The sequence below is a fragment of the Cupriavidus taiwanensis LMG 19424 genome (genome assembly GCF_000069785.1).
Classification (GTDB): Bacteria; Pseudomonadota; Gammaproteobacteria; order Burkholderiales; family Burkholderiaceae; genus Cupriavidus; species Cupriavidus taiwanensis.
This window is the reverse complement of sequence record NC_010528.1, coordinates 2,746,899-2,759,716: the sequence shown is the minus strand read 5'-3', so window position 1 is coordinate 2,759,716 and position 12,818 is coordinate 2,746,899. Positions and strand designations below refer to the sequence as shown.

Annotated in this window: 12 protein-coding genes; 10 read left to right on the top strand and 2 right to left on the bottom strand. The window is 66.3% G+C overall.

All coding sequences use genetic code 11. The annotated features are described in order from the left end of the window. Nucleotides 1-19: 19 nt before the first annotated feature. Nucleotides 20-1,141, bottom strand: a complete 1,122-nt coding sequence (locus RALTA_RS12665) for a Re/Si-specific NAD(P)(+) transhydrogenase subunit alpha (protein ID WP_041232196.1) — start codon at nt 1,139-1,141, stop codon at nt 20-22. Between the two features lie 245 nt (nt 1,142-1,386). Here RALTA_RS12665 and RALTA_RS12660 point away from each other — a divergent pair, with 245 nt between their 5' ends. Both RALTA_RS12660 and mnmA read left to right on the top strand, forming a co-directional pair. Beyond that, complete coding sequence (locus tag RALTA_RS12660) at nt 1,387-1,878, top strand: NUDIX hydrolase (RefSeq protein ID WP_012353830.1); 492 nt, start codon at nt 1,387-1,389, stop codon at nt 1,876-1,878. Beyond that, entirely contained in the window at nt 1,875-2,960 is a 1,086-nt protein-coding gene (gene mnmA, locus RALTA_RS12655) for a tRNA 2-thiouridine(34) synthase MnmA (RefSeq protein WP_012353829.1), read from the top strand. Before RALTA_RS12660 ends, mnmA begins: the two co-directional genes overlap by 4 nt. Nucleotides 2,961-3,021: 61 nt before the next feature. On the opposite strand, the gene RALTA_RS12650 is transcribed toward mnmA, so the two are convergent. Continuing rightward, nucleotides 3,022-3,636 (bottom strand): glutathione S-transferase N-terminal domain-containing protein, encoded by a 615-nt coding sequence (locus RALTA_RS12650; protein ID WP_012353828.1) that lies wholly within the window; start codon nt 3,634-3,636, stop codon nt 3,022-3,024. 357 nt (nt 3,637-3,993) lie between these two features. On the opposite strand from RALTA_RS12650, the gene purB reads away from it, so the two are divergent. From purB to RALTA_RS12610, 8 genes are all read left to right on the top strand, one after another. Continuing rightward, nucleotides 3,994-5,370 carry an adenylosuccinate lyase gene (gene purB / locus RALTA_RS12645; protein WP_012353827.1) on the top strand — a complete coding sequence of 459 codons (1,377 nt, stop codon included), beginning with the start codon at nt 3,994-3,996 and terminating at the stop codon, nt 5,368-5,370. 282 nt (nt 5,371-5,652) lie between these two features. Continuing rightward, entirely contained in the window at nt 5,653-6,207 is a 555-nt protein-coding gene (locus tag RALTA_RS12640) for a cytochrome b (protein WP_012353826.1), read from the top strand. A gap of 64 nt (nt 6,208-6,271) precedes the next feature. Then, on the top strand, nt 6,272-6,853 hold the full coding sequence (locus tag RALTA_RS12635) for a YceI family protein (protein ID WP_012353825.1): 582 nt from the start codon (nt 6,272-6,274) through the stop codon (nt 6,851-6,853). Nucleotides 6,854-6,929: 76 nt separating this feature from the next. Continuing rightward, nucleotides 6,930-7,520: a YceI family protein gene (locus tag RALTA_RS12630; protein ID WP_012353824.1), complete on the top strand. Its 591-nt coding sequence runs from the start codon at nt 6,930-6,932 to the stop codon at nt 7,518-7,520. A 356-nt stretch (nt 7,521-7,876) separates the two neighbouring features. Next, entirely contained in the window at nt 7,877-9,268 is a 1,392-nt protein-coding gene (locus RALTA_RS12625) for a class I SAM-dependent methyltransferase (protein WP_012353822.1), read from the top strand. 22 nt (nt 9,269-9,290) lie between these two features. Next, a complete protein-coding gene (locus RALTA_RS12620) occupies nt 9,291-10,622 on the top strand; it encodes a sensor histidine kinase (RefSeq protein WP_012353821.1) in 1,332 nt (443 codons plus the stop codon). A gap of 5 nt (nt 10,623-10,627) precedes the next feature. Next, nucleotides 10,628-11,767 (top strand): hybrid sensor histidine kinase/response regulator, encoded by a 1,140-nt coding sequence (locus RALTA_RS12615; protein WP_012353820.1) that lies wholly within the window; start codon nt 10,628-10,630, stop codon nt 11,765-11,767. Beyond that, nucleotides 11,764-12,771, top strand: coding sequence for a response regulator (locus RALTA_RS12610; RefSeq protein WP_012353819.1), 1,008 nt, complete (start codon nt 11,764-11,766; stop codon nt 12,769-12,771). The genes RALTA_RS12615 and RALTA_RS12610 overlap by 4 nt, the downstream gene beginning before the upstream one ends. Nucleotides 12,772-12,818: the final 47 nt, after the last annotated feature.

Sequence of the window (12,818 nt, the reverse complement as noted above, 5' to 3'; positions counted from 1 at the left end):
CGCGTGGCGCCCGTTGGGTTTACGCCGCCTCGCGCACGACCTGGCCGTCCCTGCACATCAGGCAGGCGGCGACGATGTCGTCTTCGAGGTTGAGCGTGAACTGGCCGTCCTTGTCGACGACCAGCTTGAGGAAGTCCAGCACGTTGCGGGCGTAGAGCGCCGATGCGTCGGCCGCCACCATGCTGGCCAGGTTGGTATGTCCGATCAGGATCACGCCGTTGTGGTTGACCACCTGGTCGGCCACCGTCAGCGGGCAGTTGCCGCCTTGCGCGGCGGCCAGGTCGACCACCACCGAGCCCGGCTTCATCTGCGCCACGGTGGCTTCCTGCAGCAGCACCGGCGCCTTGCGCCCGGGGATCAGCGCGGTAGTGATGACGATGTCGGCCTGGATCGCGCGCTGGTGCACCAGCTCGGCCTGGCGCTTCATCCAGTCAGGCGGCATCGGGCGTGCGTAGCCGCCCACGCCCTGCGCGATCTCGCGCTCTTCGTCGGTCAGGAACGGCACGTCGAGGAACTTGGCGCCGAGCGATTCGATCTGCTCCTTGACCGCGGGGCGCACGTCGGAGGCCTCGATCACCGCGCCCAGGCGCTTGGCGGTGGCAATCGCCTGCAGGCCGGCCACGCCGGCGCCCAGGATCAGCACACGCGCGGCCTTGACGGTGCCGGCGGCGGTCATCAGCATCGGCATGAAGCGCTGGTAGTGGTGCGCGGCCAGCAGCACGGCCTTGTAGCCGGCAATGTTGGCCTGCGACGACAGCACGTCCATGCTCTGCGCGCGCGTGGTGCGCGGCGCGGCCTCGAGCGCGAAGGCGGTGATGTTGGCGGCCGACATGCGCGCGTTGTTCTCGGCATCGAAGGGATTGAGCATGCCCACCAGCACCGCGCCGGGCTTCATCTGCGCCAGTTCGGCGGCGTCGGGCGCGCGCACCTTCAGCACCAGTTGCGCGCCGAGCGCGTCGGCGGCGCTGCCGATGGTGGCGCCGACCGCCTCATACGCGCCGTCGGGCTGGCTGGCGCCCAGGCCGGCACCGGCCTGAACCACCACCTTGTGCCCCTGGGCGACGTATTTCTTGACGGTCTCCGGGGTGGCGGCGACGCGAGTCTCGCCGGCCCGCGTCTCCTGCGGGATGCCGATGTACATCGTCAATTTCTCCTTTAGCTGGCGTCTTGTCTGGTTGGACGGACCGACGTCTGGCCCGTGCGCGCTGCCGGACCTGGCTTAAGCCGCAGCGCACAATTTTTCCGCAGCTTACAGGAATCTGACTTGCAATGGTGACCGGCTGGTCGGCTTTTGCCAGGCCCGGAACGGGGCGCCTGCACCCTCCGCCGCGCTGCACGATGGGCCCGCAACCGGTAAAATGCGGGATTGCCTAAAAATTGAGCATCATGTCAAGTGACTGGAATGCCAGCGTGACCGTTGCCGCCGTGATCGAGCGCGGTGGCCGGTTCCTGCTGGTGGAAGAAGAGACCGCCGACGGGCTGCGCCTGAACCAGCCCGCGGGCCACCTGGATCCGGGCGAAAGCCTGATCCGCGCCGTGATCCGTGAAACCCTGGAAGAAACCGCCCACACTTTCGAGCCGCGCGCGCTGCTGGGCTGCTACATGGGCCGTTCGCTGTCGTCGCGCACCGGGGGCGACGTGACCTACGTGCGCTTTGCCTTTACCGGCGACCTCGGCTCGCTCGACGCCGGCCGCCAGCTCGACACCGGCATCGTGCGTACGGTCTGGATGGGTGCCGATGAACTGCGCGCGTGCCCGGAGCGGCATCGCTCGCCGCTGGTGATGGCGTGCGTGGACGACTACCTGGCCGGCAAGCGCTTTGCGCTGGACGCGCTGTACACGCACCCCTCGGTGCTGCAATCGGGGGCGCAGTCGTGAGCGGTGCCGCAAAGCGTGTCGTGGTGGGGATGTCCGGCGGGGTCGATTCGTCGGTCACCGCGTGGCTGCTCAAGCAGCAGGGCTACGAGGTCATCGGCCTGTTCATGAAGAACTGGGAAGACGATGACGACAGCGAGTACTGCTCCACGCGCCAGGACTGGCTCGACGTGGTCTCGGTGGCCGACCTGATCGGCGTCGACGTGGAGGCGGTCAACTTCGCCGCCGAATACAAGGACCGCGTCTTTGCCGACTTCCTGCGCGAATACTCGGCCGGCCGCACGCCCAACCCGGATGTGCTGTGCAATGCCGAGATCAAGTTCAAGGCCTTCCTGGACCATGCCATGTCGCTCGGCGCCGAGACCATCGCCACCGGCCACTATGCGCGCGTGCGCCAGAACGCGGCCGGCCGCTTCGAGCTGCTCAAGGCGCTGGACCATACCAAGGACCAGAGCTACTTCCTGCACCGGCTGAACCAGGCGCAGCTGTCGCGCACGCTGTTCCCGCTGGGCGAGATCCCGAAAACCCGCGTGCGCGAGATCGCCGCCGAGATCGGCCTGCCCAACGCGAAGAAGAAGGACTCGACCGGCATCTGCTTTATCGGCGAGCGTCCGTTCCGTGATTTCCTGAACCGCTACCTGCCCACCAAACCGGGGCCGATGAAGACGCCCGAGGGCAAGGTGGTCGGCGAGCATATCGGCCTGGCGTTCTATACGCTGGGGCAGCGCAAGGGCATCGGCCTGGGCGGCAGCCGCGACGGCAATGGCGACGCCTGGTATGTCGCGCGCAAGGACATGGCGAACAATACGCTTTACGTGGTGCAGGGCCACGACCATCCGTGGCTGCTGACGCCGGTGCTGAACGCATCGGACCTGTCCTGGGTGGCGGGCGAGCCGCCTGCTGCGGGCGCGGCGATGGCCGCCAAGACCCGCTATCGGCAGAGCGATGCCGCCTGCACGGTGCAGGCGGTCGACGCCGATGCGCTTTCGCTGGGGTTTGCCGAGCCGCAATGGGCGGTCACTCCCGGCCAGTCGGCGGTGCTGTATGACGGGGATATCTGCCTGGGCGGCGGCATCATCCAGTAGCCGCGCTGCGGTCGGAAAAACACCCGCGCGAGCGGGTGTTTTTTTATGACGGGGCAGGCTTTCAGCCGCGTGGCGGCTCGGTATCGATGAACGACTGCCGCTTCGACAGCTTTTCTTCCAGCGCCGCCAGGTTCGGATGGCGCTCGCGCCAGGCGATCTCCGGGAAGCGGAAGTCCAGGTAGGACAGCGCGCAGCCCACCGCCACGTCGGCCAGTGAGTAGTGGATGCCGGTGCAGAAGGGGCGGTCGGCCAGGCCGTGCGCCATGGCCACCAGTGCCGCGTCGATCTTGCCGCGCTGGCGCTGCACCCAGCGCTCGCTGCGCTCGTGCGGCTCGCGCTGGGTCGCTTCCAGGCGCACCAGCAGCGCGGCGTCGAGCAGGCCGTCGGCCAGCGCCTCCCAGCAGCGCACTTCCAGGCGCTCGCGCCCGCCTTGCGGGATCAGCCGGCTGACCGGCGTGAGCGTGTCGACATATTCGACGATCACGCGCGAATCGAAGATCGCGCCGCCGTCTTCCATCACCAGGCAGGGCACCTTGCCCAGCGGGTTGTACTGGCCGATCCGGGTGTCAGGCGACCAGACGTCCTCTTCGATCAGCTGGCATTCGATCTTCTTCTCCGCCATCACCACGCGCACCTTGCGCGCGTACGGACTGGTCCGGGATGCATACAGCTTCATGTTCTCCCCTTGAGCTTGTTATGAAGTGCATCGTCGCTCGGCGGCAGCGGCAGCGGCGGGGAGGCAGCGATGGCTTGCCCGATGCACTTCATAACAGGCTACTGGAACGGCGTGCGCGAGTATACCCGCGGCGCATGGCGAATGCGGGGTCGCGCACCGATGCCCCGTGGCCGCGCTTTGCCGCTGCCCGGAGCGGGGGCAGGGGTGGTAAAATCGCGCGTTGCGCAGCGCCCGGCCGCCCGCCGAAGCGGCGTGACGGGCGCATCGGCCCGTTCGTACCCGCCAGCGCTGCTGGCGCCAGCCCCCGCGGCGCCCCTTGTTCGCCTTCTTCTATTCCTCCCTTTCCCGGTTTCCAGCATGACCTCCTCCTCGCTTTCGCCGCTCACCGCCCTGTCCCCGATCGATGGCCGTTACGCCGCCAAGGCCGATGCGCTGCGCGAATGGCTGTCCGAGGCGGCCTTCATGCGCAACCGCGTCAAGGTCGAAGTGCACTGGCTGATCGCGCTGGCGCAGACCGGACTGCCCGACATGCCGAAGTTCTCGGCCGCGTCCGAGGCCGCGCTGCTGGCGCTGGTGGACAAGTTCAGCGAGGCCGACGCCGCCCGCATCAAGGAAATCGAGGCGGTCACCAACCATGACGTGAAGGCGGTCGAGTACTGGCTCAAGGAGCAGGTCAAGGGCAACGCCGAACTGGAAGCCGCCAGCGAGTTCATCCACTTCGCCTGCACTTCGGAAGACATCAACAACACCTCGCACGGCATGATGCTCAAGGGCGCGCGCGAAGGCGTGGTGGTGCCGGCGCTGAAGCGCGTGCACGCGCGCCTGGTGGAGCTGGCCCGGCTCAATGCCGCGCAGCCGATGCTGTCGCGCACCCATGGCCAGCCGGCCAGCCCGACCACGCTCGGCAAGGAAATGGCCAACGTGGCCGCGCGCCTGGCGCGCGCGATCCAGCGCATCGAGCAGGTCGAGCTGCTGGGCAAGATGAACGGCGCCGTGGGCAACTACAACGCCCACCTGTCGGCCTACCCCACGTTCGACTGGGAAGCGTTCTCCAAGCAGGTCATCGAAACCCGCCTGGGCCTGACCTTCAACCCGTACACCATCCAGATCGAGCCGCACGACTACATGGCCGAGCTGTTCGATGCGATCGCCCGCGCCAACACCATCCTGCTGGACCTGAACCGCGACGTCTGGGGCTATATCTCGCTGGGCTACTTCAAGCAGAAGACCAAGGCCGGCGAGATCGGCTCGTCGACCATGCCGCACAAGGTCAATCCGATCGATTTCGAGAATTCCGAAGGCAACCTGGGCCTGGCCAACGCGGTGCTGCGCCACCTGTCCGAGAAGCTGCCCGTGTCGCGCTGGCAGCGCGACCTGACCGACTCGACCGTGCTGCGCAATATCGGCGTGGCCTTCGGCTACAGCCTGCTGGCCTACGAGGCCTGCCTGCGCGGCCTGGGCAAGCTGGAGACGAATCCGGAGCGCCTGGACGAGGACCTCGACAATTGCTGGGAGGTGCTGGCCGAGCCGGTGCAGACCGTGATGCGCCGTTTCGGCGTGCCCAATCCGTACGAGCAGCTCAAGGAGCTGACCCGCGGCAAGGGCATCTCGCGCGAAGCGCTGCAGACCTTCATCAACGGCCTGGCGATCCCCGACGACGCCAAGAAGCTGCTGCTGGAGATGACGCCCGCCAGCTATATCGGCAAGGCCGTCGTCCTCGCCGAGCGCATCTGACGCCACTTGTCGCCGCCCTGAACGGGCGGCCCTCACGGAAAGCCATCCCGAGGGATGGCTTTTTTGCTTGTTGGGCAGCCTCTCCGGGGCAGTAGCCATCCCGCTGTGACGCCTGCGCCGGAATGTCGCTTCAAAGCATTTGAATAACTTAATGAAGGACTGTCCTGCATGCGCGCACATCCCGCCGCAATAATGCGAGAATCGTAAGCGCACGGCGGTTGGATCGCGCCGTTGCCTTCCCCAAAATTGTGAAACGCCCGCGCTCCGGGCTAGAGGAATCCGATGCGTTCTACCGCCCCCGCTCCCGTCGGCTACGGTGCCACCGCGATCGCCCTGCACTGGCTGGTGGCGCTGGCCATATTCGCCGCGTTCGGGCTGGGCCTGTACATGACCGGCATCCCGGGGCTGACGCCGACCAAGCTCAAGCTGTACTCCTGGCACAAGTGGCTGGGCGTGACGATCTTCGCCATCGCCGTGCTGCGCGTGCTGTGGCGCGCCACCCACGCCGCGCCGGCGGTCGCGCCCGGCACCCCGGCGTGGCAGGCGAGGGCGGCGGCGGGGGCCCACCACCTGCTGTACCTGCTGATCGTGATCGTGCCGATCAGCGGCTACCTGTACAGCTCGGCCGCGGGCGTGCCGGTGGTCTACCTGGGCCTGTGGAAGATGCCGGCGCTGATCGAGAAAAGCGATGAACTGAAGGAAGTGCTCAAGTTCGCCCATATCTGGCTGAACTACCTGATGGCTGCCGTGGTCGTTGTCCATGCGGCGGCGGCGGTGAAACACCAGTTCGTCGACCGTGACGGCACGCTGGGCCGGATGCTGCCATTCCTGCGCTGAGCCGGGCGCGCCAACATTTTCGTTCCGCGGCGCGCATGCGCCGTCCCTGACAGGAGTTTTCCCGATGAAACGCAATTCCCGCCGCGGCTCGGCCACGCTTCGCGCCACCCTGGCCGCCGTGCTGGCAGCCACCGGCATCGCCGCCAACCTGGCCTGGGCCCAGGTCGACGCCGCCAAGAGCTCGGTGACCGCGGTGGCGCGCCAGATCGGCGTGCCGATGGAAGGCAAGTTCAAGAAGTTCGACGCCAACGTCAGCTTCGACCCCGCCAAGCTGGCGACATCGACGGCCAAGATCGAGATCGACGTGGCCAGCTTCGAGATCGGCGATGCGGAGACCACCAAGGAAGTGAAGGGCAAGGACTGGTTCGACGCCGCCAGGTATCCCAAGGCGGTGTTCCAGTCGACCAGCATCAAGAACGGCACGCCGGGCAAGTACGACGTCGCGGGCAAGCTGACCATCAAGGGCAAGACCGTGGACGTGGTGGTGCCCGCCACCTACCGCCAGGAGGGCGGCGCGCAGGTGTTCGAGGGCGCGCTGCCGATCAAGCGCACCGCGTTCAATATCGGCGACGGCGAATGGAAGGACACCTCCGTGGTCGCCGACGACGTCCAGATCAAATTCCGTATCGTGCTGGCCAGGAAGTAAGGCCGGCATTCCGCTGACGTACCCCCAGGACTTACCTGAACCGCTCCATCCCAACCCTGATTTGTCGGGAGACACCATGAAACTGCGTTCCCTCGTTGCCGCCGTCGCGGCCGTTTCCGCAACCGCCGCCTTTGGCGTGGCTTCGGCCAACACCGTGACGTACAACCTTGATCCGACCCATACCTACCCCAGCTTCGAAGCCGACCACCTGGGCGGCCTGTCGACCTGGCGCGGCAAGTTCGACAAGTCCAGCGGCGTGGTGACGCTGGACCGTGCCGCCAAGGCGGGCTCGGTCGAGGTCAAGATCGACCCGGCTTCGATCGATTTCGGCAATGCCAAGCTGAACCAGCACGCCAAGGGCCCGGACATGTTCGATGTCGAAGCCTTCCCCGAGGCCACCTACAAGGGCAAGTTCTCCAAGTTCAAGGGCGACGTGCCGACCGAGGTCGACGGCGTGCTGACGCTGCGCGGCGTGTCCAAGCCGGTCAAGCTGGAAATCCGCGACTTCAAGTGCATCCAGCACCCGATGCTCAAGCGCGAAGCCTGCGGCGCCGATGCCGTGGGCCAGTTCAACCGCGCCGATTTCGGCCTGGACTATGGCGTCAAGATGGGCTTCAAGCCCGAAGTGAAGCTTGCCATCCAGGTGGAAGGCGTGCGCGCCGACTGAGCGCGCGGCCCGCTGCGGCGGGCAAACTGCTGTCAAGGCCGGCCCATGCCGGCCTTTTTTGTTTGCCTTACCCCTTACCCCATGCGGGGGGGCTGCCACGGCACTTTGTTGTGCGAGTTGCGACGGGCACAGTACAATGACCCGCGGCAATTCACCATGATCCGGGGTGTTGCGACTCCTGCCAAGGCGGGGGCAGCCATGCCCGCAACCGGCCAGAGCGCATCACTATGAGCATTCGCTGCATGTCCCGATACCGGTAGCCACTCCCGCGACCCCCTCGCCCTCATGCTGTACCCGGCCGTTCTGCCCTGGCTGTATGGCCCGCAGCGTTTCCCGGTTTTCCCTGGCGCTATACCGTGTACTCCAAAACGCAAATCGATCCGGTAGTTAGTTTCCGCAACTCGCAGGGCGAGCAGGTGCGGGGCACGATCATCAATCTCCAGAGGAAATCTCTGGTGATGGAAATCTACAACCCGTATTCGATCGTGCAGGTCAGCGAGGTGCTGAGCGAGCTCAGCGTCCGCATGGGCGCCAAGAATGCCTATCTCGGCAAGGCCGTGGTGATGAGCCTGGTGAACACCGGTCTGACCGCGGTGGTGTCGCTGACGCTGATCGACGAGTGGCGCGAGCTGTCCGATCTCAACAACGAGCCCAAGTCGGTCGCGCGCGAAGCCGAGCTGTTCGTGCAGGATTGGGACACGCGTTTCAACATCCGGCGCGACTACCAGATCGTGGTCAACGAGATGCGCGCCTTCCTGTCCGAAGTGTCGCGCTGGGTCGAGCAGGTCGACCTGACCGAGTCGCTGCCCAAGACCGAAGGCAAGCTGCGCCAGGACGTCTTCTACGAGCTGGCCACGCCGATCATGGCCAAGACCAAGACCTACCTGGACTGGCTCGAGGGCGAGGCCCAGCGCGTGGACGCCGAAATCGCCCCGGTGCACCGCACCTACGCGCAGTCGGCGCTGCATCCCTTGCTGCTGCGCGCGCCGTTCGTCTACCGCACTTTCACCAAGCCGCTCGGCTATGCCGGCGACTATGAAATGGTGAACCAGATCCTGGGCGATCCGCAGCAAGGCCCGACTACCTACTTCCAGATCGTCAATACCGCCTTCCTGAAGGCGGCGGTGGCGACCGCGCACCGCAACCGCATCGACCTGCTGATCGATTTCCTCACGCGCCAGGCCGAACGCGCGCGCGCCGCCGGCCGGCCGTTCCGCGTGCTCAATGTCGGTTGCGGCCCGGCCTTTGAAATCCAGCGCTTCGTGCGCGAATACCCGAACCCGGAGCTGTTGTCGTTCCAGCTGGTCGATTTCAGCGAAGAGACGCTGGAATACACGCACAAGTCGATCGAGCGCTCGGCCAGCAGCGTCGGCAACAAGTTTGCCGTCGAGATGGTGCACCAGTCGGTGCACGAACTGCTCAAGCGGCGCATCTCCCCGGACGATGCCGCCGCGCGCGAGTTCGACGCGGTCTATTGCGCCGGCCTGTTCGACTACCTTTCGGACAAGGTCTGCGCCCGGCTGCTGTCGTACTTCGCCTCGCGCTCGCGCCCCGGCGGCCAGATCCTGGTGACCAACGTCCATGCCGACAATCCGGAGAAATTCGGCATGGAGCACCTCCTCGAGTGGTACCTGATCTATCGCGACGATGCGGGCATGGCGCAACTGCTGCCCGAACACTCGCATTCGCACCGCGTCTACGTCGACAGCACCGGGGTCAACGTATTCGCGGAGGCCACCATTGACTGAGGCTGTCCTCGCGGGTCACGCCATGAGCACCAACCAACTCTACGCCGGCTACCAGTCCGAACTGGTCGACTTCCGTCTGGCCTTCAGCCGCGGCGGCGCCTATACCGCGATCGTGCTGGTCCTGCTCGGCGTCGGGCTCGACTACGGACAGTATCCGCAGCAGCAGTTTCCCTTTGCGGTGGCACGCGTGGTGGTGTCGATGCTGATCGCCGGGGTCGTGGTGGTCCTGTACAGTGCCGCCGGCCGCCGCTTCGCGCCCTGGCTGACGCTGACCTGGCTGCTGTTGCCGCAGATCATGATCGCCTGGATGATCTCGCAGACCGAAGGGGTGCATTCGCCGTACTACGTCGGGCTGAACCTGGCCATCTTCGCATCAGGCATCGCGCTGCCGTTCGGGCTGTGGCAGAACCTGGTGTTCGGCGTGCTTTCCTACCTGCTGTATGTGCTCGCCTGCCTGTTTCACCCCGGCGGCATCGAGCCGCTCGGCACCTTTATCGTCAATTCGCTGTTCCTGTTGTTTGCCGCCGCCGCCAGCGCGGTCTACACCTATTTCAACGAGCGCGCGCGCTTTATGCTGTTCCGCCTGAAGGCGGAGGTGGCCGAGAAGAACGCCGAGCTCGAAGCCATCAACCGCAAGCTGGTCGACATCAAGGGCCAGATGCTGCAGCAGGAAAAAATGGCGGCGATCGGTACGTTGGCCGCGGGCTTGTTGCATGAGGTCAACAATCCGGTGAACTTCTGCCTGATGGCGATCGAGGTGGCGATGGAAGAACCCCAGGCCAAGGAAAGCGAATCGCTGACTGAATGCCTGGTGGATGCCAAGCAGGGGATGCAGCGCATCCAGCATATCGTCTCCGACCTGAAGACCTTTGCCTATCGCAAGCCGGGCGCGGAGGTGGAGGGCACGCCGTTCATGTTCGAAAAGGCGCTGGATTCCTCGATCCGCCTGACCGCGCATGAGTTGCGCGGCGTCAAGGTTACGCGCGAGTTACCTGCGGATACGCTGGTGCTGGGCGACGAAGCCGCCATCATCGGCGTGCTGATCAACCTGTTTTCCAACGCGGCTCTGGCCATGCGCAAGGCCGGCACCACCGCCCCCGCGATCCATACCACGGTGCGCTGGGCCGAAGGCCGGTTGCACGTGACCGTGCGCGACAACGGCCCCGGCATCGCGCCGGAACACCTAGCGCGGGTGTTCGAGCCCTTCTTCACCACCCGTGAAGTCGGGCAGGGCCTGGGCCTGGGGCTGTCGATCAGCTATGCCGTGATCGAGCGCCACGGCGGCCAGCTGTTTGCCGAAAGCGAGCTCGGCCAGTGGGCTGCGTTCAGCTTCGACCTGCCTCGCGCGGAGTAAGTCGCATGAGCGAACTCCAGCAAGCCCGGCCCAATGTCGTCCTCTATGTCGACGACGAAGACATGGCGCGCAAGTACTTTGCGCGCGCGGTCGGCAGCGAGTATGAGGTCCTGCTTGCCGCCGGCGCCGACGAGGCGATGGCGACGCTGCGCGCCGAGGGCGGGCGGATCGCGATCCTGGTCACAGATTTCCGCATGCCCGGCCGCGACGGGGGCGACCTGCTGCGCGAGGTCGCCCAGGCCTATCCGCAGATCGTGCGCATCCTGGTGACGGCCTACGCCGACAAGGACATGCTGTTGCAAACGGTCAACAGCGGCGAAGTCTTCCGCATCCTCGAAAAGCCCCTGAGTGTCGGCGACGTGCGCCAGGTGCTGCACCTGGCCGGCGAGCGCCACCTGGAGCGCGCGTTGCGCCAGCATCGCCTGATGGCGATCGACGAAACCCTGGCCTTCCTGGCGCATGAACTGAACACGCCGCTGGCCGCCATTGCCAACTTCGCGCGCGGCATCGAAAGCCGCGTCCAGGCCGACTACAGCGAGCAGCGGCAAGGCGAGATCGGGCAGGCTGCGGGCGCCATGCACGACAACGCGCAGTATTGCCTGGCGGTGCTGTCGTCGTTCCTGGAGTCGGTGCGCAACAGCGCGGGAGCCAGCAAGACGCCGGCGGCCGACGCCGGCACCGAGGTCAGTGCGGGCGCGCTGGTGGCGTCGCTGCTGGATACGTATCCGTTCACCGGCGGGCAGCGCCAGTGGGTCGACGTCGACATGCAGGGCGATTTCCCCGTGCAGACGCTGCCCAACTGCGTCGCGCTGGTCCTGTCGTCGGTGATGAGCAACGCGCTGCGCGCGCTCGCGGGCGTGGACCAGCCGTCCCTGCGCTTCGTGGTGACAACCCAGCCCAACCAGGAAATCCGCATCTGCGACAACGGCCCCGGCATCCCGCCAGAGGTGATGGGGCGGCTGCTGGTCGATCCGGTCACTACCCACGCCAGCGCTGGCGGCAGTGGCCTCGGCATGATTTTCTGCAACCGCGTCATGCAGTCTTTCGGCGGCGGCATCCGGATCGCCTCCGCCCCCGGTGCCGGGACCACAGTGACGCTGGACTTTCCAAATTTCAGGAATCGAATGATTAGGAGTGACCGATGAGCGAACCGATTGCCACCCAGGCACCACCCCCGGCGATTCTGTTCGTCGATGACGAGGCGACCGCCGTCAAATATTTCCAGCGGGCCATCGGCGCGCTGGCGCCGGTGGTGACTGGCGGCTCGGTGGAGGAGGGCAAGACGCTGCTGGACGCTCACGCCGACAGCCTGGCCGTGCTGGTCTCGGACCAGCGCATGCCGGGCGAGTACGGCAACGAACTGCTGCGCTATGCACGCGAGCGCTACCCGCATATCGTGCGCATCCTGACCACCGCGTACTCTGAACTCGACCAGACCGTCGAGGCGGTGAACCAAGGGCAGATCCACCGCTATATCAAGAAGCCGTGGGATATCACCGCGCTGCGCATGGAACTCAAGCAGGCGCTGGAAATGTCCGGCCTGCGCAAGGAGCGGGACCAGCTGGTGCGCGAGAAGCTGGCGGTGCTGCAGACCCAGACCGTGGCAACCCGCATCGGCATGCTGCACGCGCTGTGCGCGAGCCTGATCGGCCCGGGCCATTTCCAGCCGGTGGAGACTTACCTGGCGGCGGTCGACGTGGCGGGGGCCCGCAACGCCGAGCCGGACTGGCAGCGCATGGACTATGCCGACCTGGTTCGCGCCGAAGCTGAGCGCAGCGGTAGCTTCGGCCATGCCGTGGGCACACGCTTGGCCGGGCTGCGCAGCGCCAATGCGGGCCGGGGCGCTGCCGATGTCGCCGCCGTGGTTGCCGACGCGCTCGGCAGCGAGGTGGTGCGCCGCGACGGCGATACGGTGGTCTGGACCCAGCCGGCCGCGCTGGCCGAGTTCCTGGCCCAGCCCGTAGGCACGACGGTGTCGGCCGAGCATGCAGCCTGGCTGGCCAGCCTGCTGTGGCTGGAAGAAGCGGGCGGCGCGCTGAAGTTCGTTCGCGACGGCGACACCATCGTCTGCCGCGCCGCCCCGCGCAGCGAGAGCTTCGCCGCCGACCGCCTGGCCGCGTGGATCGAGCGCTTCTCGATGCCGGCCTGAGTTTTTTCGGGCTGGCCATGAAAAACGGCGCCCCGCGGGGCGCCGTT

Coding starts and splice junctions, on each gene's coding strand:
- RALTA_RS12665 (WP_041232196.1), bottom strand. CDS start 1,141: ATGTACATCGGCATCCCGCAGGAGACGCGGGCCGGCGAGACTCGCGTC.
- RALTA_RS12660 (WP_012353830.1), top strand. CDS start 1,387: ATGTCAAGTGACTGGAATGCCAGCGTGACCGTTGCCGCCGTGATCGAG.
- RALTA_RS12650 (WP_012353828.1), bottom strand. CDS start 3,636: ATGAAGCTGTATGCATCCCGGACCAGTCCGTACGCGCGCAAGGTGCGC.
- purB (WP_012353827.1), top strand. CDS start 3,994: ATGACCTCCTCCTCGCTTTCGCCGCTCACCGCCCTGTCCCCGATCGAT.
- RALTA_RS12640 (WP_012353826.1), top strand. CDS start 5,653: ATGCGTTCTACCGCCCCCGCTCCCGTCGGCTACGGTGCCACCGCGATC.
- RALTA_RS12635 (WP_012353825.1), top strand. CDS start 6,272: ATGAAACGCAATTCCCGCCGCGGCTCGGCCACGCTTCGCGCCACCCTG.
- RALTA_RS12630 (WP_012353824.1), top strand. CDS start 6,930: ATGAAACTGCGTTCCCTCGTTGCCGCCGTCGCGGCCGTTTCCGCAACC.
- RALTA_RS12620 (WP_012353821.1), top strand. CDS start 9,291: ATGAGCACCAACCAACTCTACGCCGGCTACCAGTCCGAACTGGTCGAC.
- RALTA_RS12615 (WP_012353820.1), top strand. CDS start 10,628: ATGAGCGAACTCCAGCAAGCCCGGCCCAATGTCGTCCTCTATGTCGAC.
- RALTA_RS12610 (WP_012353819.1), top strand. CDS start 11,764: ATGAGCGAACCGATTGCCACCCAGGCACCACCCCCGGCGATTCTGTTC.